We start from the raw sequence: 24,447 nt of genomic DNA on the forward strand, positions 1-24,447 counted from the left end.
AAATACAGTTTTTTTAAAGTAGCCATGAAAGGATGAACAAAAGCCTGCAAAATGCAGGAATAAGGTTCAGAATAGACTAGTTTGAAGAGAATCCTTAGAGAAAGCCTGCACATCTGCAGCAATTTAGGGCATTTAGAGACTTTACATAAACAAAACCTGCACATTTGCAGGAATTTCAGAAAATCCGCATCATGACACTATTACACATGAGATACGGTCATAGAATGCGGCAGGATCAAGCGGTGCAGGGGGCGTCTTCCTTGCACCGCTATTTCTAGTTTTGACACTAAACCTACTTTTGGGACAGCCCCATTTTGTCTTTCCATTTTATTCTAAACCGAAGCCCAGAAAAATCCTTCTCGCTCCCATGCTATTGTCCCGGCATGCATTTTTCGGAACAACTTGATCACTTCCTTTGAGATCGATGAGTGTCCATTTGCATTCACGTAGACAAATTGTTCTCCAAAATGAGATTTAATGTAGGCTATAGCATCCTCTTGCTTAAGAATCCCTTTAAACCTGATTTCATGAACCATCCACTCTGCAACCTCTTTGGATGTTTTATCCAATTGGATTCGCCTCCCTTTTTTAAAACAAAACAACGATAAATCGCAATATAGCTCACGAGTTCACCGTTGTTTTTCTTAGGACTTTATGGTGAGTTAAGTTTAAGATTCAACCGCTGTCTTCAGCTCATCAGGAGAACGGTCCCACCATTCCTGATTCGTATCAATCAGCAGTTTTTTAAGCAGCGCTTTGTGATCGACAGACAGGCCGTCTAGTATAACTCTACGTTTTAACGCGTAGTCCATCTTGTTCACATGATCAGCGAGAATTTTCCATCCGCGCCGCGCCTCGGTATCAATCCACATCTCACATGCGGTCAACCCGCCATAAAATTGACCCTCTGGTGAACGATCCACCGCAACCCAAACGATCCATACCTGACGTCCAGCCGGAACATCCTCGCGATTCATGGAGAACTTAATGCCCTTCTCCACTTTGCTCTTGGCATGCATCGCACCGATATCAATATAAGCATCATTTCCATCGATAATTACAGGCGACATACTATTCAGATCAATAGAGCCCGCTCCAAATCCTTTATGTTTACTCTTATCGTCATTACTGATGATATTTAAGGAAAATATTTTTTTACCGCCTTGCTGTGAATTTTCCATGATTCCCTCCACACTTTTACTCTATAAATGATTAATTTAATTTTAGCTAATATTCTCCCAAAAGCAAACATATACATGCTGTAGATGCTTGTCAACGGGAGGTATAGAATGTATGACCCGACGAACTTTAATCTTCGGCATTTCAATCCTGGCACTATGCGTTATCGCCGGAAGTATCCGGTACACCCTAAGTACGGACCCGAAAGGCCAGTCTTCCTTCGCCTCAAAAATGGTCAAGCCCAAGGAAGTCGTCAAATCGGGGACAACCTCGTTGCCACCTCAGGTTGAGAGTATTCAGCAGCCAACTGCTGAAGTGCTGAGCAATCGTGTCACCGAGTATCATATCAACGTCAAGCTGAATGAGGAGGATGGAACACTCTCTGGCACAGAAACGATGACCTGGACCCATCCCGGCAAAAAATCGGTTAACGAGCTGTATTTTCATCTTTATCCTAATGCCTTCGCTTCCTCCGACACTACGTTTATGAAGGAATCCGACGGCAAGCTGCGCGGCGATACCATGCCTAAAGATGGATGGGGATCTATGGAAGTGACTGAAATCCGGACAACCGACGGTATATCCCTATTGCATCGGCTACAATACGTCCAGCCTGACGACGGGAATATAAAGGACAGTACTTTAGCCAAGGTGCGTCTTCCTGTCACGGTTCGCGGGGGCGAGAGCGTTACACTGAAAATTAATTTCACGGTTAAGCTGCCCAAAATATTTGCCCGCATGGGTAAAAAGGGCGATTTCATTATGGCAGGGCAATGGTTCCCAAAGATCAGCGTTTATGAACCTGCGGGTACACGCGGACGAACAACGGAAGGCTGGAATCTCCATCAATATCACGGTAACTCTGAGTTCTATTCCGACTTTGGTATCTATAGCGTGAATATTAACGTCCCGGACAATTATATCGTCGCAGCTACAGGTTTTCCCACTAAGGCAGCTGTCGTTAATGGAGGACGCAAATCCGTTCAGTATTACGCTGATGACGTCCACGATTTTGCCTGGTCAGCTTCTCCAAATTTCATATATGCGGAAGAGCCATTCTCCTCAGCAGAGGTTCCTGGGGTTCGTATAAAGCTCTACTTGGACCCTGTCCATAAAGACTTAAAGGATCGGTATTTCTATGCTGCAAAGGTTGCCTTGGCTAACTTCAGCAAATGGTACGGAAGATATCCTTACTCTACCCTATCCATTGTTGTCCCCCCTTCCGATGGAAATGGCGCAGGAGGAATGGAGTATCCCACGCTTATTACCGCCTTTGGAGCGCACAGCGATACTCCCGGATACGACGAGCTCGAAAGAACCGTTATCCATGAAATCGGACATCAGTTCTTCTACGGCATGGTTGCAAGCAATGAATTTGAGGAAGCCTGGCTGGATGAAGCCTTCACTTCATATGCAGAAGATAAGCTAATGGAACAAGAATTTGGCATAACACCTAATTTGCCGATCCAAGCCTCATTAATATCCTCTCCAGCATCCCTGACCATTCCGGCATGGAAGTACGGCTCAGGAGACAGCTATATGAAGAACGTATATTACCGCGGCAAACTGATCCTGCTTGATATCGAGCAGCAGGTCGGATCAAAAAACATGAAACGGATATTGTATACGTACAGCCAAAAATTCCGGTTTAAGCATCCTACAACCGCTGAATTCCAGAGGGTTGTCGAGCAAACGACCGGACGATCCTGGAAATCATTTTTTAATCAGTATGTATACGGCGATAAAATGGCTGACTTTGCCGTGGATCACATTACGGTTAACCGAATCGCCCGCGAAGGAAAAATCGTCTACGAATCTATTGTTGATATTAGCCGTCTGGGAGCCACTTCACCTAAGGTTCCTCTCCTCTTAATCTTTAATGACGGTCATACAGTGAATAAAGTGTGGAATGGTGAAGGCAGCAAGGTACAGTTCAAGCTGGAGTATAAAGAGCCTTTGAGCTTCGTTCAGATCGATCCTGCTTATACTCTCGTTTTGGAGAACAAGCACATCAATAATTATTTGAAGGCCAGCATCGATGAGCCTACAAGTACACGTACATCAATAAGTATCGTCAAACTGATTGAAGCTTTATTAGAGACAATGGTATGGTAGAGCACATTTCATACTCAATAAGTTTATTTATATTGGAGGGAAGAGCATGACCTATGTTCGTAATGGATGGAGCCTTGTAAGGAACCAGTTTCCCTCTGTAATCATCCTGTTCTTGTATCAACTATTATGGGGACTATTCTTATATCGAGTCGTAAATACAGCCGTTACAACGTTTCTGTCCAGATATCCTGATCCGCCTCCCAGTGCACTGAGCAAAATTTTGTTTATACTGGAGGGCCAATATGAATTGCTGCATAATTCAGAAATACACACATACTTCTGGTTATTCATCGGAATGGTGGTCCTTCGTATGCTGCTAACCCCATTCTTTCAGGCGGGAATTCTCTACGGGTTAACGCCTGCTGACTCTCGCAAGTCTGGATTAACGCTATTTCGCGGAATGAAAGAGTTTTGGAGACCTGTATTGCTCTTCTTTCTGCTCGAGATTATCCTGATCTCCTTACCCCTGCTGTGGATTTTACCTAAATTATACGCTCTATGGCCAAGCCTGATCTATACCAGTGGAGGAATACTCCCGGTTCTAAAGGTTTGTGGATATTTACTAGGATGGTTTAGTTATTGCTTCCTGATTCGCCAATGCCTGCTCTTTATGCAGTTTGGCTACTTATTCAAAAAAGGGGCATGGGGCTCGCTATGGCTTGGAATTAGACACATTCTGCCGGGTATCGTCATTTTTATTATCCTTGGAAGCGCAGTAACAGCCATATTTCTGATATTTGGTTCGGTCTCCTGGATCTGGACTGGACTACTCGCTCTCATTTTGCAGCAAGCCTTTCCTTTCTTTCGCTGTCTATTTAATGTGTGGGGCATAACCTCTCAATTTCAGCTTTGGTATTCCAAATCACAAAATAGTTAAATTTTCTTAATATTCTCTATTCCCTTATGCCACAAGGCCTCCGTAAGTTTACGGGGGTCTTATGTTATGTATTCCTCTCAAAATCTTGTGAATTAACCATTGCCAAAATATGCTTGCCTTTGTTACAATAACAGCAGCACAATTTTAGTAACAGTTTTGTAATGATTCGTACTATACAAAATAATATGTGACGAACGAGCCGAATTCCCGTATGGGAAACGGGGGAACCACTTTGGGTGAATTGATCTCGCAAGAGAGGGATCATAGGGGACCTTCAACCGAATCCTTAAGCTAACCTCGTAGGCGTTGGAAGGAGTATATTCTTGAAAAAACAACTAACAGCAGCAGCCGTGAGTCTTGCAATTCTTTTCTCCATCGGAACGGGAAGCGCTTTCGCAGATTCTAAGCTGGACGGCATCATCGACAAGACTATTGGAACCTCTTATGTTTCTGGAGGTACTTCAACTTCAGGTTTCGACTGTTCCGGATTTACAATGTATGTATTCTCTAAAATTGGCACCAAACTTCCTCATCAATCCGGTTCTCAATACAAGATGGGTACTGCAGTAGCTAAGGATGAATTGGTTGCTGGTGACCTGGTGTTCTTCAACACTTCAGGTAAAGGCGTATCTCATGTAGGTGTTTATGTTGGTGATGATAAATTTGCCCATGCTTCTTCATCTAAAGGGGTTATCATCAGCAGCTTAAGCGAGAAATATTATGTAAAACGTTATGTTGGTGCAAAACGTATCCTAAGCACTGATAAATTCGAAGATGTAACTGGTGAAATAACTGATCATGATGATGTAGAATAAAACACAAGGGCCTGTAGCGATGATCAAATCGTCTACGGGTCTTTCTTTTTTTACGAATATTTGCGTAAACTTGCCAAAGCACCCCTTTCTTTGGTAAAATGCAAAAGTAACAACTTTGTAATTATTATTGTAACCTTATTGTTGTAACGTCGTTTTGTTTTCGAGCGCAACTACTACTATGAACTGCCGAATTCCTGGCGCTCGGGAAACGGGGGAACCATTTTGGGTGAATTGATCTCGCAAGAGAGGGATCATAGGGGACCTTCAACCGAATCCTCAAGCTAACCTCGCAGGCCTTGGAAGGAGTTTTACATCTTGAGAAAGACACTAGCAGCGGCAGCGACAAGCTTGGCTATACTGTTCACAATGGGAACGGGAAGCGCTTTCGCAGGCACTACACTGAACAGCGTTGTTAAGTCGGTTTATGGTACACCTTACAAATACGGTGGTACTACTACTAACGGATTCGATTGCTCCGGTTTTACTCGGTATGTGTACTCGAAGATGGGAATCCAGCTTCCGCGTGTTTCGACAGCACAATTCAACACAGGTGTTTCCATATCCAAAAGTGATCTGAAGGCAGGAGACCTCGTCTTCTTTAATACTCAGGGGACTGGAAAAGTGTCTCATGTAGGCGTCTATATAGGCGATGGTAAATTTGCCCATGCCTCTTCATCCAAAGGAATTCGTACTGACGCGCTAAGCAATAGCTACTATAAACAACGTTATGTTGGTGCTAAACGAATTCTGAGTCAATATACGTATGCCCTTCATGCTAAAGAATCCTAATATCAACACTCATCTGCACATAAAATCAACCTCACCGCAGTCGTTTCCATTTGGAGGCAAGCTGCGGTTTTTTTCTTTATGTCTATCCAACGAAAAAACTGTTCAAAAGGTTACAGCTTCTTACCCTTTACAACAAATAAAAATCCCGTTAGAGTGAAAATACAAAGTAACTGCTCATGTTAACTAAATGGTAAGTACCTAGTCGTTAAAGGAGGCGTAAAGATGGAAAAGCAACCCCCCCAGTTTAACATCGTCCCCATGGAAGAAAGCCACGGTGCAGACATCTGTACCTGGCGTTACGATTCTCCCTACGATATTTATAGCTGGCTTCCCTGGGAGCAAATGAAGGCGCTTGACGTTGAGTTCGGCAACCCTGTTCTTCGTGCGGAGCAATACGTCTCTCTGGTAGATGACGAGGGAGTGCTGACCGGCTTTGCCCAGTATTTCCCGCTTCAGGGAGTAACTCGTCTAGGCGTAGGCATGCGCCCGGATCTCTGCGGCAAAGGTTACGGTAAATCTTTCGTACTTGCCATAGTAGAGGAAGCCCGTCTGCGTAAACCGCAGAATGAAATTGATCTCGAGGTGCTGACATGGAATTCAAGAGCGATACGGGCCTACCAGAAATCAAGCTTTGTCATTACTGATCTCTACGAGAAAATGACCCCAGGCGGCATTTCTAAGCCTTATTATTGCATGGTTTACCGTCCTGTGTCAGAGACGATTTAAATCGCTCTCAATCATAACAACAGCCCCTCTTCTATGATATACTGCACATTTATTGGGATAAACTGAAGATAATACAAATAAATCGTTGCTTTTTTTGACACAAATGCTATGATCGTCAGGTATGTTCCGTTATAATGGAGTGGGTAGTTTACATAGGAGGGACGATTGAAATGCAAAAATGGATCATGAGCGGATTATTTTTCGTGGCGTGTGTGTTTGCCATCGTATTATTGTTCACCTTGCCCGGCAAAGATCAAGTCGCTCAAGAAGCAAAGCCAACAATGCCTGAAGTTACGTTAGATGCGGCACAAGCCGAAGCTGTTGTCAAAGCAAGCTGCATTGCATGTCACGGTGACCAATTACAAGGACAAAGCGGACCGAACCTTCAAACCATCGGCACAGTATTGTCTGCGGAACAACTCTATAGCACCATTTCCAAAGGAAAAGGTGGAGGCATGATGCCTTCCTTCAAAGACAAATTGAAAGATGAAGAAATTGCAAACGTTGCTCTTTGGCTTTCCGAGAAAAAGTAACAAGCAGGCTTTAACAAAGCACGCCCGTCAGGAATGGATCGTAACTATTCCTGACGGGCGTGCCTGTCGTTATTACTTTATCGTTTTGTCGGTGCACATCACGATCAATCCACTGAGCGAGATTTCTCATATGCTTCATTGTACTGATGGGCTTCTTTAATATCTACAGCTGTAATTCCTCCATCATCCCACGATGTAAGACGAAGCGTCACCGTTTTGTAATCAATCGTAATGTATGGATGATGGTTGAAAGCCTCGGAAATTGCAGCAACTTCATCCACAAATGCAATTCCCTTCATAAAATTCGAAAACGTATATTTACGAATAATCCAGCGCCCTTCCTCCAGATGCCATCCTTCTAACTTTTGCAAATGTGCTTCTACTTCTTGCGGTGTAAACGGCATTTCTTATCCTCCCCGTTCGTCACGAACTTCCTAATTCTTGTATGCCTTGATCCAAAAGATACATCATCTGCGCGTGTCTGATACGGAATAAGTCTCCATACTTCATTTATTGTATTCTTCTGTCCTGTCATTCATGCGAAAGGACTTTGCTGATGCTAAAAGGAAATGGAAGCATGTCCTGTTCAAATAAGGTTAACTGAGTCCAACTCCTCTTCACCAATCAAAAAATTAATTCGATGACTGGCTGCATCATATATAACTACTGCACTTCCAACCGTAATAATCGGTTCATTACCGAGCGCAAAAAATAAATCCTCCGCAAGTGCCTCCTGAACCTCTACCCGCTCTTCATCCGATAAACTGTGCCATTCCAAAGGCTCCATCTCAAAAAAAGTATAACTATCAGAAATACGGCCTACTGCTGCCGTTAGATCAGTCAAAATGTCACCATAATCCCTACCATGCTTTACTCCCAATGCCAAGTAACTCCCTTCTCAAGTTCCTAGAATGCAATGTAATCTTATTATACCGGAAAAAACACCTTAAAAAAAAATAGTTTTCTGTCGATAAAAGAGATAAACGGTTTTTCCATCAATACATATGATTATGGCTCTCCGCAAGGATGCAGGAGACAGAAGATGGAATCAAATATCTCACGGACGAGGTGTGCAATGGAAATTTCAACGATTATTGGACTTATTCTTGGATTAGTAGCACTCATTTTTGGGATGTATCTGAAAGGTGCGCCTATCGCGAGCTTACTCGAAAACCCTGCGGCCTTTGTCATTATATTCGTAGGGACAGCAGCTACGCTCTTTATGGCATTTCCGCTATTTGAGCTTAAGAAATTTTTTAAGCTGCTCAAAATGACAGTTGTGAAACCCAAAATGATCAGTAAAGCCGAATTGATTACGCTATTCATGGAATGGGCAACAATTACACGCCGGGAAGGCCTGCTCGCTTTGGAAGCAAAAGTCGAAGAAATCGACGATGATTTCCTGCGTGGCGGAATGCGTATGATTATTGACGGTAACGATCAGGAATTCGTGCAAGATGTTCTTACAGAGGACATAGCAGCTACAGAGGAGCGACACAAAGCGGGTGCTCTGATATTCTCTCAAGCAGGTATGTATGCTCCAACTCTAGGGGTACTCGGGGCGGTAGTCGGTCTGATCGCCGCACTATCTGACATGAGTGATGTTGCTAAACTGTCCCATGCGATTTCAGGTGCATTTATTGCGACAGTATTCGGTATTTTTACCGGTTATGTAATCTGGCATCCAATTTCCAATAAATTAAAACGCCTCTCCAAAAAAGAGATGGAAGTTCGGTTAATGATGGTCGAAGGATTATTGTCCATTCAATCCGGAGTATCAACGATCGCTATTCAACAAAAACTGGCCGTTTTCTTAACCCCTGCTGAACGTGCGGAGATTCTAGAAAAGGGGGCAGGCTTAGGTGAGCAAAAAGAATAAACGACACCAGGAACATGAAGAACACCCCGACGAAAGCTGGCTGTTACCTTATTCTGACCTAATGACCCTTCTCTTAGCCATGTTTATCGTGTTATTCGGGATGAGTAATGTAGATAGCCAGAAATTCAGGGAATTGAGCGAAGCGTTTAATAGTGTGCTGACTGGAGGACATGGCGTTCTTGATCAGACCTCTATGAACAGCAACACAAAAACTAGCAATGAGGATATCTCCAAAGCTGCTAGTGAACTTATTACTAAGAAGACAACTGATATGATGCGTAAAAAAGAGCAGGAAAATTTGGAAGCTCTTAAGAAGCAGCTTGATGACTATATCAAGCAAAATGGGCTAACCAATGATCTTGATACGAAATTAAACCAATCTCAGCTTATGATCACCATTCGAGACAATGCCCTGTTCCCATCTGGAGAAGCTGACGTTAAGCCTGATGCTCGGATACTCGCCAAAGCGATCTCGAATATGCTGCAGCAGTTCCCGGATTATGAGGTTATCGTATCTGGACATACAGATAATATTCCAATCTCTAACCGCGAGTTCCCGTCCAACTGGGATTTGAGCTCTGTACGCGCACTTAACTTTATGAAAATTCTTCTGCTGAACGATCAGCTTGATCCGAAAAAATTCAGTGCGATCGGATACGGTGAATATCATCCTGTCTCTCCAAACGATACAAACGTTGGACGTGCTCTAAACCGCCGTGTCGAGGTATCTATCATTCGTAAATACCTTGATCCTGCTACGCCGCAGCTTGGAGTTACATCCGCACATGAATAAAACCAAAAAGCTCTCCGATCTGGTCTGCAGGACCACGGAGAGCTTTTTGGGGTTTTTACAACATCGATTCTTATTAAGACAAAGTGTATTGGAGTGCCTTACCAAGCTCACTCTTCTCCTGAGGTGTCAAATCACGCCACGAGCCAATCCGTTGATTACCGAGGTGAATGTTCATAATACGAACGCGCTGCAATTTTCGAACCTCATAACCGAGAGCACTGCACATACGCCGAATTTGCCGATTTTTCCCTTCCGTCAAAATAATGCGAAACACTCGGTCACTAACCCGGTTGATTTCACAGGGCAGTGTCATTTCACCCAATATTTTAACCCCTTCACTCATCGCTTTAAGAAAAGACGGGGTAATCGGCCTGTCTACAGTTACGATGTATTCCTTCTCATGCTTACCTTCCGACCGTAAAATCCTATTAACGATATCTCCATCACTTGTGAGCAATATCAATCCTTCAGAGTCTTTATCCAAACGACCGATCGGAAATATACGCTCCTCATGACCTATAAAATCCACTATATTACCACGGATATGCGGTTCAGATGTACAGGTAATCCCTATTGGCTTGTTAAGGGCTATATAGACGTGACGCTCAGGTCCCTTGGACAGAGCTACCCCATTAATACGCACATCGTCTCCAGACTCTGCCTGACTGCCAAGCAATGCTGTTATGCCATTGATAGTCACTTTGCCCGATTCAATCAGTTTATCTGCCTCACGTCTGGAACAATATCCTGTTTCACTAATAAATTTATTAATTCTCATTACGTTATGTCACCTCGTTATGCTATGCGCCTTCTGTCAATACATCATCCGACTTGATGACAGCTGTCACTTTCGGAAGTGTAACTGTAACTATCGTTCCTTTACCAAGCTCACTCTCAAACTCAAGCAGCCCCTTATGGACCTCAATAATGCGCTGACTCACCATGAGGCCAAGGCCCGTACCTTTCTCTTTGTTCGTATAGAAGGGCTCTCCCAGCTTCTTCAGTCTTTCCTTGGATATACCCTCCCCTTGATCTATTACCCGAATGACAGCCTGTCTGTCCTCTTCTTCCACCAAGAGCTTGATCATCCCGCCTGAAGGCATAGCTTCCATCGCATTCTTCAGAACATTAATGAACACCTGTTTTAACTGGTTCTCTTCACAGTGTATCAGAATTGGAGCCTGTGAGAAATAAACCTGGAACTCAATATTATGTAAGTGTGCTTCACTATCAAGTAATGAGATAACATCACCTAAGGTAAACCGAACATCTTTTACCTCAAAATGTACGGCTTGCGGCTTGGCAAGAATAAGAAATTCGCTTACGATCAGATTGATTCGATCCAGTTCAGAAAGCATAATATCGGTATGCATCTCGTTAACCATCTTCATACTTTGTTGCATTTGTAGAAACCCTCGTAATGTTGTCAGCGGGTTGCGAATCTCATGCGCAACTCCAGCGGCGAGCCGCCCAACCGTTGTGAGCTTCTCAGAACGTCGCAGCAGATCCTCCATCTTATTATGTTCTGTCATGTCCCTGGATATTGTGATGAATGCAGCAATTTGCCCCTCCTCATTATAGATTGGAGACTCACTAATACTGACATTAACTTGAGCTCCATCCTTTCGCAACCTGACGGTTTCAGCGAGGACAAATGACCTGCCTTGCTCAAGCTCTTGCTCTGAACGCCATTCAAACCCCTCTTCAGCCTTGAACGGGGGGACAAAGTCCAGCTTGGAACCTACAATTTCCTCGACATTCCATCCATAGAGGTCTTCAAATGCCGAATTGACTCTCAATATTTTACCCTTGGCATCCGTAACATGTATTGCATCAGCCGTTCCGTTAATGATGGATTCCAAATGCTCATTCACTGATCGATTTTCTTCATTTTTTTGCTTTAATTCCATGGTATAGCGCCCAAGACTCTCTGCCATGGTATTAATTTGCAGAGCCAAGCTTCCCAACTCATCGTTGCGATCAATCTTCAATCTGGTGTTAAAATCGCCAGAGGACAGCTGGTTAACCTTCTTCAAAATGTCTTGAATTGGCCGGATCACTTCTCCAGCTAATATGTAGCTGGCTGAAATGACTATGAAGAGCAGAACTACAGAAATTAACACTTGACTGAGCAACTGCTGAGAAATTGCTGTGGATATAGGTTCATAGCTGGAAATAATACGTATGACATAAGGCTCTTGATTGTATGGCTCGATTGGTACAAAGCTCTCTAGGACCCGTTCTCCGTTAATTATAGTATCATGAAGAAAGCTGGTCTCGCTGTCCAAAGCCCTTTTGGCCATTAAAAGCAAATCTTCACTCTTGAATTCATACGTACCGAACAGTAAAAATTGACTGGACTGCTTGTTTAAGGGATTAACCCCGGAAATTTCGAGCAGGCTGTTATTGGAGCGAATGGATTCTTGAGTAATACGTTCTGGACTCGTCATTTTAAGCGTGTGCTCTATGTAAGCTTGATTGGACCCTTCTCTACTTTCACGCTTGATATAATCATATACAGAACGACTCTGTTCCACAGCCAAAGCGATCTGCTTCGCGGTGAGCATCATATTAGCCTCACTCTCTTCGCGCAGATTATCCCTTGTGGAAAAGTAACTAAGAAGGATGTTTATTGACAGCAGGGTAAGGGCAAAAACCGACATGATCAATGATAATTTCTTTTTAATGGACAAATTAGTTTCTCGCCTCCCGGGCAAGATTTGGTTATTTTGGAACATTATTGGTGATATATTCATAATACCTGTAACGACAACATTTGCAAAGACGTTGAATTTCCCAGATAAGTTACCTACAATAAGTAAATATACCTATTTTTATATGATAATCATTATATATTATATAGTTATCCACAAGTTATTTACATATAAACAATTCGTAAGTTGAATATGTGTATAATAGTGGGGATAAATCATAGGTTATACACAATGTTATGCACAACATGTTAACAACGAATATTTGTTCGTTGCACAACAGTTGTTGATATATACAAAGGAGCTGAGCAACTATGTCACATTTACATAACCAGGACCCTCCTGCTTCATCCTACCCACACGAGCATTGGATGCACGAAGCGATAAAAGAAGCAAAAAAAGCGGAAGACATTGGAGAAGTTCCGATTGGAGCTGTTATCGTCTTAGGTGATGAAATCGTTGGTAGAGGTCACAATCTCAGAGAGAGCTCACGGGATGGCACGGCGCATGCCGAGATCCTCGCCATCCGGGAAGCAAGCGAAACTATCGAGGCCTGGCGCTTATTACATTGCCGGTTATACGTCACTCTAGAGCCTTGTCCAATGTGTGCAGGTGCGATTGTGCAATGTCGTGTTCCTTTTGTCGTTTACGGCGCTCCTGACCCCAAAGCAGGCTGTGCAGGCACGCTTATGAACCTGCTTCAGGAGCCACGCTTCAATCATCGCACAGAAGTCATCTCTGGCGTTCTGCAGGAGGAGTGTGCTTCACTGCTAACTGAATTTTTCCGCAAGCTGCGCCACAAGAGAAAAGATGCCCCAGATCCCAACGTGAGTAATGTCTAGTGGACTTATTGTTACAGTCACATAATATGAGAAGTAAAAAGGCCAGCCATTGGTAGCAATGGTTGGCCTTTTATCGATATAGAATAAGATTAGTTCTAACTGACTAGTATCCGAGACCGCCCATCTCTGCCTCTAATTCATCCATTGTAATCGTATCCGTTGGGATGCCAATTTTAAACTCAGCTTTTTCATTGATTTTGCTAACTGTGCTCTTTACTTGGAAAGAAAGCTTCACATTTGCGTTTGACTCAGGATCATTGATTGCAACATCAGCATTAACTTCACTGTAGGAAGGGTAGTTCTTGTTATCAATAGCTGTATTTACTGTGAACTGATTAATCGTGAGATAATTCTTAAGTTCATCCAGAGCCTTACCAAGCTCAGCTTGGTCTCCTTCTTTCAACTCTTTCTTTAGCTCTTCGATATCCTCAGTAGTAAGCTGCAGCATAGAACGATATTCTTCCTTGCCAAGAATGTCTAGAACCTTAGGTAGTGCATTGTTCACAAGAATCGTAATGGCTTCTTTCACATTGTCATTTGTGATAAAGAACTGAACGATTTGTTTCTCTTTAAAGCCTTCTGGAAGCTGAACATCCTTAGCTTCGACATTTTTAAAGTATTTAGCTGAATCATATTCCCCAAGTACTGCAGCACTCAGCTCGGCTGAAAGCTTCTGAGTTTTTTCTGTGTCGAACATATCAGGATTAAACTCTTCACCATTCTCTTCTGCTAACTCCTTCATATCGAGCACAAGGAATTTGTTTACAATGCTCTCTGGCATTGGCAATAAAGGAATGCTTGGAATTTTTACATAAACCTTTTCCTTAGTCATTACGAAAGGAATCGTAAAGGTCATTGCCATATCACCGGACAGCTTCACTTCAAGTGTCGCTTCAGTTTGCATAGGATCTTTTTGGTAAACTTGGCTGATGTTGATCTCTGCATCTTTCAACATCGAGAGTACTGCACCCACTTGAGCATTCTCTTCAGCAGTCGATTCATCTACAGTTAAATTCAGAATTTTAATCTGATTGTTGGAAACGTAGGATTCCATCTTTAACGCATTAGTTGCAGCACTGGCTAACGCTTCCTTAGGTTCTTTCTTTGTGTTACAGCCGGATAGCACCAAAACTACCGACATGAGTAAAACAAAAACTGGCATGTAAAGCTTCTTAAACATTATTGACCCCTCTCTGTCCATCAGAACAATAAAAATACAAAACCTTCCCATATAATAAACCATTTTTACATATGAGGGAATACAATCTCGCCCATTTTAGTGAATATCTTTCTTTTTAAATCGTCCACCCTTAACATCATGGATATTTCCCACTGCTAAAAAGGCACTTTCATCATAGTGATTTACTATTTCTTTAAGCTTGGCTTCTTCCAAACGAGTAATAACGCAGAAAATAACTTTTTTCGGATCTCCCGAAAAGCCGCCTTCTCCAGATAAATAAGTTACACCACGTCCCAAGCGCTTTAAAATGGCATCTCCAATCTCATCAATCTGATCACTGATTATCCATACTGATTTCGATTCATTAAGGCCATCCACTACGATATCAATCGTTTTATAGGCAATATAATATGCAAGCAATGAGAACAACGCGCGTTCCCATCCGAATACAAATCCAGCACCCGTCAAAATAAACAGGTTAAAAAACATGATTACTTCGCCTACTGAAAAAGGCGTTTTACGTGAGATCAGAATCGCTATAATTTCCGTACCGTCCAGCGATCCACCAAATTTAATGACAATCCCTGTTCCTAAACCAAGCAAAATGCCTCCAAATACAAAAGCAAGCAATGTATCAGTTACAAAAGGATCAACAGGATGAAGCATAGTTGTGCCAAGAGACATCACAATAATACCTAATAGTGTAGAGATTGCAAAGGTTTTACCTATTTGCTTATATCCAATAATTAAAAACGGGAGATTGAATAAAAACAGAAATATACCTAGAGGTAATTTAGACAAATACGAGGTCATAACGGAGATACCTGTAATTCCACCATCGGTGATCATATTCGGTACGAGAAACAACTCAAGGGCTACAGAAACAATGATTGCTCCAATAACGATAAATATACTTCTTGCAATAATACTGCCCAGGGTACGTTGCTTATGCTGACGAACACTTTGGAAATCTTCTTTTTCAAGAGAGGTCAAATTGCTTTCTATAAAACTCAAACGCATCACGATCCTTTCAACGATTATTTTTTTATTTCTCTCAATTCCGTTTCACCGAAACAAGCCCTGTATATATTATGACATTTTATGAGTCTGATGTCTTCTTTTATTCAAAATTGAACAAAAAATCCTCAGCGAAGCGCTGAGGATTTTTTTCACCAAACGATAATAAATTAGGATTATCCCTGTGGATTATGATGATCCACATGATTGCGATTCTTTACTTTTTTAGATCCGGATAACGGTTCCTGTCCATTCTTATGACGATCCCGTCGATCATTCGTATTAGGCTGGGTTCCTGGAGTCATGTACGTTTTTGGCTTTGTCACAAGGTCGCCTCCCTAGAATAGTTGATCACATGCTTATTGCAACATTAATTAGTTTGTAACTACAATATGGGTTTTATTCATTTGAAAAGAATGGGCATAAAAAATAAAAAATGAGAGCATCATCGCCCTCATTTAGAAATTGTTATTATGCTTATTATGGCGGAGAGGGTGGGATTCGAACCCACGTGGGCTTGCACCCTAACGGTTTTCAAGACCGCCCCGTTATGACCACTTCGGTACCTCTCCAAAAGGTAAATCTGATTCATGTGACAAATCAGATTGTACCACATAAAAATATAGGTTTGCAAGTTATTTTTTTAAATATTTTTCAATTACCAGATGCTTCTTCTATTTCCGTTTAGAAATAACTTGTACGTTCCCCATATAAGGACGCAAAACTTCAGGAATTTCTACTGTTCCATCCTCTTGTTGGTAATTTTCCAAAATCGCTGCCACTGTACGGCCTACCGCAAGACCTGAACCATTTAATGTGTGGACAAATTCTGGCTTGGCTTTAGGCTCAGGACGAAAACGGATATTTGCACGACGAGCCTGGAAATCCTCCACATTTGAGCAGGATGAAATTTCACGATACATACCGCTCTCTGGCAGCCACACTTCCAGATCGTAGGTTTTGGCCGATGTAAAGCCCATGTCTCCAGTGGAGAGCGCCATAATGCGATACGGTAATTTCAGAAGCTGCAGAACCCGCTCTGCATTAGCTGTCATCTTTTCCAGCTCTTCATAGGATGTGTCTGGATGCACAATTTTAATCATTTCAACTTTATTGAATTGGTGCTGACGAATAAGTCCCCGTGTGTCACGGCCAGCAGCACCGGCCTCAGAACGGAAACAAGAGCTATATGCTACATAATGCTTAGGAAGATCCTCTGCATTCAAAATTTCATCCCGATGATAATTGGTTACAGGAACTTCAGCCGTTGGAATCAGATAGTAACCGTCCTCTGTAAGTTTGAAGAGATCCTCTTCAAACTTCGGTAGCTGACCTGTTCCATACAGACTATCACGATTCACGATATAAGGCGGCAGCATTTCTTCATAACCATGCTCATTGCTGTGCAAATCCATCATAAAGTTAATCAATGCACGTTCCAGACGAGCGCCAAGTCCTTTATAAAAAGTAAATCGCGAACCCGTAACTTTAGCGCCAGCTTCAAAATCAAGAATGCCTAAATCAGCAGCTATATCCCAATGGGCTTTTGGTGTAAAAGCATAGGAACGCGGCTCGCTCCAGCGACGCACTTCTACATTATCGTCTTCAGAAGCTCCCACAGGGACGCTTTCATGCGGAATGTTAGGAATATTCATGGTCAGATCTTCGATTTTTGCTTCAAGCTCACGAACCTCATCATCCAGTTCTTTGATCCGGTCGCCTACCTGACGCATTTCAACAATCAGTTCATCCGCATCTTCCTTATTCTTCTTCCGCTTAGCCACTTCAGCAGATACGGTATTGCGACGGTTTTTCAAAGACTCGCTCTCTTGAAGCAATTCCCGACGTTTCTCATCCAATTTAGGAAAGTCAGCGATAAGATCGAGCGATTTGCTGCGGTTTTTCAGCGCCTCTTCGACCCTGGCATAATCATTGCGCAATATTTTGACATCTAACATGGGTAGTCCCTCCTAAAATCATCCCTTGGCAGCTGTGCCAATGTTGTAAGACTTAGCTAGTAGCTGCCGGGATCACCGGAAGCCTCTGCTTCCTCCAAAAAAACAACCTTAACCCTTGGAAAAGAGTCAAGGTGTCAAATAACAGGCCTATTTCAAGGCCGCTTGATTCGTCTTGATCATTTCTAAAAAATAAGCGTGCAGCGAGTAGTCATCCGTTAATTCAGGATGAAACGAGGAAACAAGGAGATGTCCCTCACGTGCGGTTACAATCTCATTATTATAGGTAGATAGAACCTCAACGTTATTTCCCACTGCTGTAATTAAAGGCGCCCGAATGAACACAGCTCGAACAGGTTCTTCGAGTCCTCTTATATCTAAATCGGTCTCAAAGCTCTCCCGCTGACGCCCAAAGGCGTTGCGGGATACTTTGATATCCATAAGTCCGAGATGCGCTTCTTCGCCGTTCTCAATCTCTTTGGCCATTACGATCAGTCCGGCACAGGTACCGAACACAGGCTTTCCCTGATTTGAAAATGAACGAATCGCATCTAGAAAATCATATTTGCGCATCAGCTTGCCAATGGTTGTGCTCTCTCCGCCGGGAATGATTAGACCATCGAGCTCATCAAGCTGTTCAGCATGTTTTACAGCAATACCTTCAGCACCAGCGTTCTCAATGCTGCGAATATGCTCAGCTACAGCACCCTGCAGCGCCAGTACCCCCACTCTCATATCGCTATCCTCTTTCCCCGCTTTAATTACCAACCACGATCCGACATACGTTCAGCCGGAGACAATTTAGAGATTTCAATACCTTTCATTGGTGCGCCCAGGTTTTTGGATACTTCAGCAATCAGCTTGTAATCTGTATAGTGAGTAGTTGCTTCTACGATAGCACGGGCGAATTTCTCAGGGCTGTCCGATTTGAAAATACCGGAACCTACAAAAACGCCATCCGCTCCCAAATGCATCATCAATGCAGCGTCAGCAGGAGTTGCAACACCACCAGCAGCGAAGTTAACGACAGGCAGTTTTCCGTTCTCATGAACTTCAAACAGCAGATCATAAGCTACGCCCAGGTTTTTAGCTTCAGCATACAGCTCGTCCTTAGACATGCTTTGAATTTTACGGATTTGACTGTTAATCAGACGCATATGACGAACAGCTTCAACAATATTGCCTGTTCCTGGTTCACCCTTCGTACGAATCATCGAAGCACCTTCGCTAATACGGCGCAATGCTTCACCGAGATCTTTAGCTCCGCATACAAAAGGAACTGTGAAATCACGTTTATCGATATGGAACACTTCATCTGCGGGTGTCAATACTTCACTCTCATCGAGATAGTCTACCCCAAGTGATTCCAGAACTTTCGCTTCAACGTAATGACCAATACGTGCTTTTGCCATAACAGGAATTGATACAACCTTCATAACTTCTTCCACAATTGTTGGGTCTGCCATACGGGCTACTCCACCAGCTGCACGAATATCAGAAGGAACTCTTTCCAATGCCATAACGGCAGTTGCTCCAGCCGCTTCGGCAATTTTTGCTTGTTCCGCGTTCATGACGTCCATGATGACGCCACCTTTTTGCATTTCAGCCATACCTCTTTTTACTCGCGATGTTCCAGTTTCCATATCCAATCCTCCCGATAATAATCTAACTTGATATTTTACAATATTAGCTTTAAAAATACAACCCATATACTCGGGATTTGAATCAATCAACTAGAATAAATTTTTTATTCCGTTGAACAAGTCAGAGAAGAACTCGCCTATAGCACGCAGCAACAGCTTGAACCAACCTGCTTTGTCAGCATCTTCAGCTGTAATCAGATCGACTGTCTTTTCCAGCGTTTCATTGAGTCCATCAGCTTTATAAGAATAGGTCACAGTGCCTACCTTTGTACCTTGTTTTAGCGGTGCTACAAGACCTTCCTCCGTCAAATTCACTTTTGCCTCCACAGTGCTGGTATCGGCACCTTTAGGAACTACAAAACTTACAGCCTCACCACTAACTACAGGAACCTCGGTATTTTTAGCTTTCTTTACCGTAACGGTCTCTGTACCGGCTACTGTCGCTTTAGGAGCAATAATTTGCTTCGGTTCAAAGTTATTAAAACCAAAATCAAGCACTTTACGCGTCTCAACAAAACGGGCTTTGTCTGTTTTGGTTCCCATAACAACACTAATTAAGCGCATGCCATTCCGTTCAGCTGTACCTGTAAAATTGTTGCCTGCTTTTGTGGTATGTCCTGTTTTTAAGCCATCCAGACCTTCATAGGCGAATTGCTTGAAATTCGTAACATTCTTATTGGCTTCCAGCATCCAGTTGTAGTTTACGATCGGCTTGGTGTCGCGATCACGGAATTTATAGGTTTGCAATGATGTAAAGCGTGCGAAATCGGGATGATCGGTCACAATATATTTTGCAAGAATTGCAGCATCCAATGCAGACATTACTGTCTCCTTGCCATCTGCTGGCTGGAACTCTTTAGGCATATCCGCAATATCCAGCCCTGTAGAATTCGCAAAATGTGCCGTTGGCAATCCCATCCGCTTAGCTTCGTCATTCATCATTTTAACAAATGCTTGCTCAGAGCCTGCAACGTGCTCTGCAAGTGCTACTGTTGCATCATTGGCAGAACCGACTGCCATAGCGATATATAATTCCTCAATTGTATGCTGATCTCCTTCTGCAAGAAAGATCCGAGATCCGACGGTTTGAGCGGCATTTTTCCGCACCGTCACCACATCATCCCACTGAAACTTCCCTTGCTTAACGAAATCGGCAACAATGTACTCTGTCATCATTTTCGTCATACTTGCCGGAGGAAGCGCTAAATCACTGTTCAAGTTGAGTAGCACCTGTCCGGATACAGGCTCAATTAGAATCGCAGATTTCACATTCAGACCCAGAGATTCAACAGAAGGGATTTGTGTAGTTGTTGTTGCTGCCTGTACTGCTGCAGGCTTCGTAGAAGTAGATTCGGTTTGTTCGCCCTCTGCAAGTACCATAACCGGCGCCAAAGAAAAGCACAGCATGTTCAGTAACATAACGGAAGCTACACTCTTGCGAAGAAATTGCCGCTTCGTAGCTCTAGTTGTTCGCTTTTTTTCTTTCAGTTTCAATGTCTTAAAGCTCCCCTCTATTCACTTTTATTGCTTAGTATATTCTATCATAGGGCATACAGCAAAAAAAGACAGACAGGACGGAAATCGTCCTGTCTGCTATGGAATTTAATAGATTTTATGGATTTTTGATATCCTACAAGGAATAATTTGGCGCCTCTTTTGTGATTTGCACATCATGTGGATGGCTCTCACGAAGACCTGCTCCAGTAATTCTTACAAACTCCGTATCATTTCGCAGTTCATCCAACGTCTTGGTACCGCAATAACCCATACCTGAACGTAGGCCGCCAATCAATTGAGTAATTGTGTCAGACAATGGTCCTTTATAGGCTACCCGTCCCTCGATACCTTCCGGAACCAGCTTCTTGTCATCATCTTGGAAATAACGATCCTTACTGCCTTGTTTCATAGCAGCAAGTGAACCCATGCCTCTATATACTTTGTATTTACGTCCTTGATAAATTTCGGATTCCCCAGGGCTCTCTTCTGTTCCGGCAAACAGACTACCCAGCATAACTGCACTTGCTCCTGCAGCGATTGCTTTTGTAATTTCACCTGAATATTTAATACCGCCGTCAGCAATAATTGGAACACCATATTCACGAGCTACAGTCGCACAGTCATATACCGCTGTAATTTGCGGTACGCCAATTCCGGCGATAACTCGTGTTGTACAGATCGAGCCCGGTCCAATACCGACTTTTACTACAGAAGCACCAGCTTCAATCAGTGCACGAGTTGCTTCACCAGTCGCTACGTTGCCTGCAATAATCGTCAAGTCTGGATAACGTCTGCGCAGTTCTGCTACAGCATCCAGGATGTTGATGTGATGTCCATGTGCCGAGTCTACCGTAATTAGGTCTACACCAGCGTTAACAAGGGCTTCTGTCCGTTCAAATGTATCTTTAGAGATACCTACTGCCGCCCCTACCAACAATCTTCCCTGTGCGTCTTTAGCCGCGTTAGGGAACTGAATTGCTTTTTCAATATCCTTGATTGTAATAAGCCCCTTTAAAACGTTGTTCTCATCCACCAATGGGAGCTTCTCGATTTTGTGCTTTTGAAGGATAATTTCTGCTTCTTGTAACGTAGTCCCTACAGGAGCTGTTACCAGATTCTCATGTGTCATCACTTCACTGATCTTGATACTGTAGTCATGTATAAAACGTAAATCACGGTTCGTCAAAATACCGATCAATTTATGCTCATCATCAACGATCGGAACCCCAGAAATACGGAATTTGCCCATAACTTCTTCTGCATCAGAAACAAGATGATCAGCTGTAAGGGAGAAAGGATTTGTAATGACTCCACTCTCGGAACGTTTAACGCGATCAACTTCCACTGCCTGTTGCTCAATCGGCATATTCTTATGAATGATACCGACACCGCCCTCACGTGCCATTGCGATTGCTAACGCCGCTTCCGTTACCGTATCCATACCTGCGCTGATCAACGGAACATTAAGCTTAACATTGCTGCTGAGTCTCGCGGACACATCTACCTCTTTAGGCAATACCTCTGATTTGCGGGGAACTAGCAATACATCGTCAAATGTAAGGCCTTCCTTATTAAATTTACTCTCCCACACCGTGTTTTTTCCTCCTTGTTTTTATTCCATGCTGGCTGATTTTCCTTATAAATCAAGGCCGGAATAGTTACTTACGAAAATATATTATTGCCATCTTAGCAAAGCGCATATAGGCTGTCAAGAATTTGCGTACGGAAAAAGAAAGAGACTGCCCCATGCAAACGCATGTCCATCAGCAGTGTACATTGAACTAACCTTAATTAAAATTTGATGAATCAACCTAAAAATATTACTGCCCTAAATTAGTCTAAACAATTCCGTAGGCACTGTACTAATACAGAAAACCCACTGTCAAAATCGACAGCGGGTTTTACTAGTTACATATAATCCATCTGCTCTTCGTTACTTATTGTTGTCGTGATGAATCACCTGATCAATTATGCCATATGTCAATGCCTCTTCAGCTGACATAAAACAGTCACGCTCCATATCTTTCGCGATCTGCTCTAAAGACTGCCCCGTTCGATCCGACGCGATTCTGTTTAATCGCTCCCTTGTCCTCAAGATACGCTTAGAAGTAATTTCAATGTCCGTTGCCTGACCCTGAGCGCCACCACTTGGCTGATGAACCATCACTTCACTATTTGGAAGAGCATATCTTTTCCCTTTTGCTCCCGATAATAACAAAATAGCAGCGAACGAAAAAGCACTCCCGGAGCAAATCGTCTGTACGTCAGGCTTAATGTACTGCATCGTATCATAAATCGCAAATCCCGCTGTTGTCGAGCCGCCTGGGCTGTTAATGTAAAAGTAAATATCCTTCTCAGGGTCCTCGGCTGCTAACAATAACATCTGGGCAGTAATGCTGTTGGCAACCTGGTCATCGATTGCAGAACCCAAGAAAACGATTCGATCCTTCAGCAAACGGGAGTATATATCGTAAGACCGTTCTCCGTGCCTCGTCTGCTCAATAACATATGGAATTACTGTGCTCATACACAACCTCCTTATAACTAGGCAACCATCGCCATTTGCAAAAACCGACTCTCTATCGGCTTTGAGGATATTTCTTTTTGCTGTAATTGACTCCGCTTGCCTAGAATCGGAACAAGCTCAGTAGGTCTTGCATCATTCATTAGCATAATCAGTGCAGCTGTATTTTGCTGCCTGAAAGCCTCCAGATAGGCGTAAATAACATTATTATCTATAGGGGTGTCAGAATGATTCTGTGGTATAGATTGATCATTACGCTCTTCTATAATGCCGCTGTGTTCGTCTGCAAGCTTTCGTAATTTCATACGTGCCCGATGAAGAGCCCCTTTGACCGCACCCTCAGTTGTATTTAACAGTTCAGCCGATTCTGCCGCAGTATACTTTAAAATATCAACCAACAGCAGTGCGATACGTTGATTAGGGCCGAGTTCGCTCACTAATGTTTCCAACGCCGTCCATATGGTCACATAATCTGATTGTTGCTGGGGGATAGGTAAATCATCTAATGGCTGCTCAGTCAGTCGAGTGCTTTTTTTTCGGCTGCGGTCGATCCAACTATTGCGTGCAGTTCTATACAAATAAGATTTTGCTAACTGCATTCCACCTTCTTTGTTGCTAGACCTATTCGCTACTGACCATACCTTTAACCACGTCTCTTGCGCTAAATCTTCACCCTCCCAAGATGAGCCAGTCAAAGCACTGCAGTATTTCCGCAATGCCTTCTGGTGACTACGAACCCAATCCGGGAAGTTTGTATTTCGACTGTTAATTTCTAACTTGTTCACTCAGCCACCTCCTGTAAACCTTTAATAACCTAACAGCTTTTGAACTTGCAAAATCACTTCTTTAATTTGATCTTAATGTAATAAACGAAAAAATGGGGCTATTCGATACGCAGCAAATCATTTTTTTAGTCGAATGGATACAAACAAGGGGAATGTAAAAGTAGCGGTGGGTTGAGTGATTAGAAAAATGAGGAAAAACCTGCAAAAGTACATCTTTTTTTTAAACTGCTATCTCGTTTACGGAAAAAGCCTGTAAAAGTACAGGCTTTTAGCTCCATCTTCTTCATTTATTCCATTTTGCAGTAAAATTGTTGCAGATTCGCAGGCTTTATCTCCAGAACATTAGTTTGGCCAGGAAAAAACTGCACTTTCGCAATTTTTTATTTTCCATTGATTGGACAGAGGCCAATCAACTTCACAAATAACAAAAGAAGCACCGCCTGATATCAGCAGTGCTTCTTCATTGTGCTTGGCGGCGTCCTACTCTCCCAGAACCCTTCGGTTCAAGTACCATCGGCGCTGGAGGGCTTAACGGTCGTGTTCGGGATGGGTACGTGTGGAACCCCTCCGCCATCGCCACCAAACGA

The 24,447-nt window shown here is 43.0% G+C and carries 25 protein-coding genes, 1 tRNA gene, 1 rRNA gene and 2 riboswitches; of the genes, 9 read left to right on the forward strand and 18 right to left on the reverse strand.

Annotation, left to right across the window (positions count from 1 at the left end; all coding sequences use genetic code 11):
- Window positions 1-332: 332 nt before the first annotated feature.
- Both BLS49_RS22885 and BLS49_RS22890 read right to left on the reverse strand, forming a co-directional pair.
- Window positions 333-569 carry a DUF6953 family protein gene (locus tag BLS49_RS22885; protein WP_091236150.1) on the reverse strand — a complete coding sequence of 79 codons (237 nt, stop codon included), beginning with the start codon at window positions 567-569 and terminating at the stop codon, window positions 333-335.
- 99 nt (window positions 570-668) lie between these two features.
- Window positions 669-1,181: a YwhD family protein gene (locus BLS49_RS22890; protein WP_091236152.1), complete on the reverse strand. Its 513-nt coding sequence runs from the start codon at window positions 1,179-1,181 to the stop codon at window positions 669-671.
- Window positions 1,182-1,293: 112 nt separating this feature from the next.
- Here BLS49_RS22890 and BLS49_RS22895 point away from each other — a divergent pair, with 112 nt between their 5' ends.
- The 6 genes from BLS49_RS22895 to BLS49_RS22920 all read left to right on the forward strand — a co-directional run bounded on the left by BLS49_RS22895 (window position 1,294) and on the right by BLS49_RS22920 (window position 7,034).
- Complete coding sequence (locus tag BLS49_RS22895; protein WP_091236154.1) at window positions 1,294-3,294, forward strand: M1 family metallopeptidase; 2,001 nt, start codon at window positions 1,294-1,296, stop codon at window positions 3,292-3,294.
- A 46-nt stretch (window positions 3,295-3,340) separates the two neighbouring features.
- Entirely contained in the window at window positions 3,341-4,171 is an 831-nt protein-coding gene (locus BLS49_RS22900) for a hypothetical protein (protein ID WP_091236156.1), read from the forward strand.
- A 187-nt stretch (window positions 4,172-4,358) separates the two neighbouring features.
- A riboswitch (cyclic di-AMP (ydaO/yuaA leader) is annotated at window positions 4,359-4,492 on the forward strand.
- A 2-nt stretch (window positions 4,493-4,494) separates the two neighbouring features.
- Window positions 4,495-4,986, forward strand: coding sequence for a C40 family peptidase (locus tag BLS49_RS22905; protein WP_091236158.1), 492 nt, complete (start codon window positions 4,495-4,497; stop codon window positions 4,984-4,986).
- A gap of 174 nt (window positions 4,987-5,160) precedes the next feature.
- Window positions 5,161-5,297: riboswitch (cyclic di-AMP (ydaO/yuaA leader) on the forward strand.
- A 4-nt stretch (window positions 5,298-5,301) separates the two neighbouring features.
- Window positions 5,302-5,775 carry a C40 family peptidase gene (locus tag BLS49_RS22910; protein WP_091236160.1) on the forward strand — a complete coding sequence of 158 codons (474 nt, stop codon included), beginning with the start codon at window positions 5,302-5,304 and terminating at the stop codon, window positions 5,773-5,775.
- 222 nt (window positions 5,776-5,997) lie between these two features.
- Complete coding sequence (locus BLS49_RS22915) at window positions 5,998-6,501, forward strand: GNAT family N-acetyltransferase (RefSeq protein WP_091236162.1); 504 nt, start codon at window positions 5,998-6,000, stop codon at window positions 6,499-6,501.
- 170 nt (window positions 6,502-6,671) lie between these two features.
- Window positions 6,672-7,034 (forward strand): c-type cytochrome, encoded by a 363-nt coding sequence (locus BLS49_RS22920; protein ID WP_091236164.1) that lies wholly within the window; start codon window positions 6,672-6,674, stop codon window positions 7,032-7,034.
- 104 nt (window positions 7,035-7,138) lie between these two features.
- Here the strand turns inward: BLS49_RS22920 and BLS49_RS22925 are convergent, their stop codons facing one another.
- On the reverse strand, window positions 7,139-7,438 hold the full coding sequence (locus BLS49_RS22925) for a 4a-hydroxytetrahydrobiopterin dehydratase (protein WP_091236166.1): 300 nt from the start codon (window positions 7,436-7,438) through the stop codon (window positions 7,139-7,141).
- Window positions 7,439-7,620: 182 nt separating this feature from the next.
- Window positions 7,621-7,914: a hypothetical protein gene (locus BLS49_RS22930; RefSeq protein ID WP_091236196.1), complete on the reverse strand. Its 294-nt coding sequence runs from the start codon at window positions 7,912-7,914 to the stop codon at window positions 7,621-7,623.
- A gap of 195 nt (window positions 7,915-8,109) precedes the next feature.
- On the opposite strand from BLS49_RS22930, the gene motA reads away from it, so the two are divergent.
- Together motA and motB are read left to right on the forward strand one after the other, a co-directional pair.
- Window positions 8,110-8,913 (forward strand): flagellar motor stator protein MotA, encoded by an 804-nt coding sequence (gene motA / locus BLS49_RS22935; protein WP_091236199.1) that lies wholly within the window; start codon window positions 8,110-8,112, stop codon window positions 8,911-8,913.
- On the forward strand, window positions 8,897-9,706 hold the full coding sequence (gene motB, locus BLS49_RS22940) for a flagellar motor protein MotB (protein ID WP_091236167.1): 810 nt from the start codon (window positions 8,897-8,899) through the stop codon (window positions 9,704-9,706). The genes motA and motB overlap by 17 nt, the downstream gene beginning before the upstream one ends.
- Window positions 9,707-9,779: 73 nt before the next feature.
- Here the strand turns inward: motB and BLS49_RS22945 are convergent, their stop codons facing one another.
- Together BLS49_RS22945 and BLS49_RS22950 are read right to left on the reverse strand one after the other, a co-directional pair.
- A complete protein-coding gene (locus BLS49_RS22945; protein ID WP_091236168.1) occupies window positions 9,780-10,484 on the reverse strand; it encodes a pseudouridine synthase in 705 nt (234 codons plus the stop codon).
- A 22-nt stretch (window positions 10,485-10,506) separates the two neighbouring features.
- Complete coding sequence (locus tag BLS49_RS22950) at window positions 10,507-12,399, reverse strand: ATP-binding protein (protein ID WP_091236170.1); 1,893 nt, start codon at window positions 12,397-12,399, stop codon at window positions 10,507-10,509.
- Between the two features lie 332 nt (window positions 12,400-12,731).
- Here BLS49_RS22950 and tadA point away from each other — a divergent pair, with 332 nt between their 5' ends.
- Window positions 12,732-13,259, forward strand: a complete 528-nt coding sequence (gene tadA, locus BLS49_RS22960) for a tRNA adenosine(34) deaminase TadA (protein ID WP_091236174.1) — start codon at window positions 12,732-12,734, stop codon at window positions 13,257-13,259.
- 103 nt (window positions 13,260-13,362) lie between these two features.
- Here the strand turns inward: tadA and BLS49_RS22965 are convergent, their stop codons facing one another.
- The 12 genes from BLS49_RS22965 to rrf all read right to left on the reverse strand — a co-directional run bounded on the left by BLS49_RS22965 (window position 13,363) and on the right by rrf (window position 24,444).
- Window positions 13,363-14,439 carry a hypothetical protein gene (locus BLS49_RS22965; RefSeq protein ID WP_091236176.1) on the reverse strand — a complete coding sequence of 359 codons (1,077 nt, stop codon included), beginning with the start codon at window positions 14,437-14,439 and terminating at the stop codon, window positions 13,363-13,365.
- Window positions 14,440-14,535: 96 nt separating this feature from the next.
- Window positions 14,536-15,363: a YitT family protein gene (locus BLS49_RS22970; protein WP_425432177.1), complete on the reverse strand. Its 828-nt coding sequence runs from the start codon at window positions 15,361-15,363 to the stop codon at window positions 14,536-14,538.
- A gap of 269 nt (window positions 15,364-15,632) precedes the next feature.
- Window positions 15,633-15,782, reverse strand: coding sequence for a small acid-soluble spore protein P (locus BLS49_RS22975; RefSeq protein WP_376769621.1), 150 nt, complete (start codon window positions 15,780-15,782; stop codon window positions 15,633-15,635).
- A gap of 157 nt (window positions 15,783-15,939) precedes the next feature.
- Window positions 15,940-16,028: transfer RNA gene (locus BLS49_RS22980), tRNA-Ser, on the reverse strand.
- Between the two features lie 102 nt (window positions 16,029-16,130).
- Window positions 16,131-17,414 (reverse strand): serine--tRNA ligase, encoded by a 1,284-nt coding sequence (gene serS, locus BLS49_RS22985; protein WP_091236182.1) that lies wholly within the window; start codon window positions 17,412-17,414, stop codon window positions 16,131-16,133.
- 147 nt (window positions 17,415-17,561) lie between these two features.
- A complete protein-coding gene (gene pdxT / locus BLS49_RS22990) occupies window positions 17,562-18,146 on the reverse strand; it encodes a pyridoxal 5'-phosphate synthase glutaminase subunit PdxT (RefSeq protein WP_091236184.1) in 585 nt (194 codons plus the stop codon).
- Between the two features lie 26 nt (window positions 18,147-18,172).
- The gene (gene pdxS, locus BLS49_RS22995; RefSeq protein ID WP_091236187.1) at window positions 18,173-19,054 is read right to left on the reverse strand and encodes a pyridoxal 5'-phosphate synthase lyase subunit PdxS; all 882 of its coding nucleotides are present in this window, start codon (window positions 19,052-19,054) and stop codon (window positions 18,173-18,175) included.
- Window positions 19,055-19,144: 90 nt separating this feature from the next.
- The gene (locus tag BLS49_RS23000) at window positions 19,145-20,548 is read right to left on the reverse strand and encodes a D-alanyl-D-alanine carboxypeptidase family protein (RefSeq protein ID WP_425432176.1); all 1,404 of its coding nucleotides are present in this window, start codon (window positions 20,546-20,548) and stop codon (window positions 19,145-19,147) included.
- 136 nt (window positions 20,549-20,684) lie between these two features.
- Entirely contained in the window at window positions 20,685-22,142 is a 1,458-nt protein-coding gene (guaB, locus tag BLS49_RS23005; RefSeq protein WP_091236189.1) for an IMP dehydrogenase, read from the reverse strand.
- 342 nt (window positions 22,143-22,484) lie between these two features.
- Window positions 22,485-23,078: an ATP-dependent Clp endopeptidase proteolytic subunit ClpP gene (gene clpP / locus BLS49_RS23010; protein WP_091236192.1), complete on the reverse strand. Its 594-nt coding sequence runs from the start codon at window positions 23,076-23,078 to the stop codon at window positions 22,485-22,487.
- Window positions 23,079-23,095: 17 nt separating this feature from the next.
- A complete protein-coding gene (locus BLS49_RS23015; RefSeq protein WP_091236194.1) occupies window positions 23,096-23,860 on the reverse strand; it encodes an RNA polymerase sigma factor in 765 nt (254 codons plus the stop codon).
- Between the two features lie 467 nt (window positions 23,861-24,327).
- A 5S ribosomal RNA gene (rrf, locus tag BLS49_RS23020) occupies window positions 24,328-24,444 on the reverse strand.
- Between the last annotated feature and the right edge of the window lie 3 nt (window positions 24,445-24,447).

This window comes from Fontibacillus panacisegetis (assembly GCF_900102215.1).
GTDB lineage: Bacteria > Bacillota > Bacilli > Paenibacillales > Paenibacillaceae > Fontibacillus > Fontibacillus panacisegetis.

Excerpts from the sequence above, each read along its gene's own strand:
- BLS49_RS22890 (WP_091236152.1), bottom strand. The coding sequence starts at position 1,181 with ATGGAAAATTCACAGCAAGGCGGTAAAAAAATATTTTCCTTAAATATC.
- BLS49_RS22895 (WP_091236154.1), top strand. The coding sequence starts at position 1,294 with ATGACCCGACGAACTTTAATCTTCGGCATTTCAATCCTGGCACTATGC.
- BLS49_RS22900 (WP_091236156.1), top strand. The coding sequence starts at position 3,341 with ATGACCTATGTTCGTAATGGATGGAGCCTTGTAAGGAACCAGTTTCCC.
- BLS49_RS22915 (WP_091236162.1), top strand. The coding sequence starts at position 5,998 with ATGGAAAAGCAACCCCCCCAGTTTAACATCGTCCCCATGGAAGAAAGC.
- BLS49_RS22920 (WP_091236164.1), top strand. The coding sequence starts at position 6,672 with ATGCAAAAATGGATCATGAGCGGATTATTTTTCGTGGCGTGTGTGTTT.
- BLS49_RS22925 (WP_091236166.1), bottom strand. The coding sequence starts at position 7,438 with ATGCCGTTTACACCGCAAGAAGTAGAAGCACATTTGCAAAAGTTAGAA.
- motA (WP_091236199.1), top strand. The coding sequence starts at position 8,110 with ATGGAAATTTCAACGATTATTGGACTTATTCTTGGATTAGTAGCACTC.
- BLS49_RS22945 (WP_091236168.1), bottom strand. The coding sequence starts at position 10,484 with ATGAGAATTAATAAATTTATTAGTGAAACAGGATATTGTTCCAGACGT.
- tadA (WP_091236174.1), top strand. The coding sequence starts at position 12,732 with ATGTCACATTTACATAACCAGGACCCTCCTGCTTCATCCTACCCACAC.
- BLS49_RS22965 (WP_091236176.1), bottom strand. The coding sequence starts at position 14,439 with ATGTTTAAGAAGCTTTACATGCCAGTTTTTGTTTTACTCATGTCGGTA.
- serS (WP_091236182.1), bottom strand. The coding sequence starts at position 17,414 with ATGTTAGATGTCAAAATATTGCGCAATGATTATGCCAGGGTCGAAGAG.
- pdxT (WP_091236184.1), bottom strand. The coding sequence starts at position 18,146 with ATGAGAGTGGGGGTACTGGCGCTGCAGGGTGCTGTAGCTGAGCATATT.
- pdxS (WP_091236187.1), bottom strand. The coding sequence starts at position 19,054 with ATGGAAACTGGAACATCGCGAGTAAAAAGAGGTATGGCTGAAATGCAA.
- clpP (WP_091236192.1), bottom strand. The coding sequence starts at position 23,078 with ATGAGCACAGTAATTCCATATGTTATTGAGCAGACGAGGCACGGAGAA.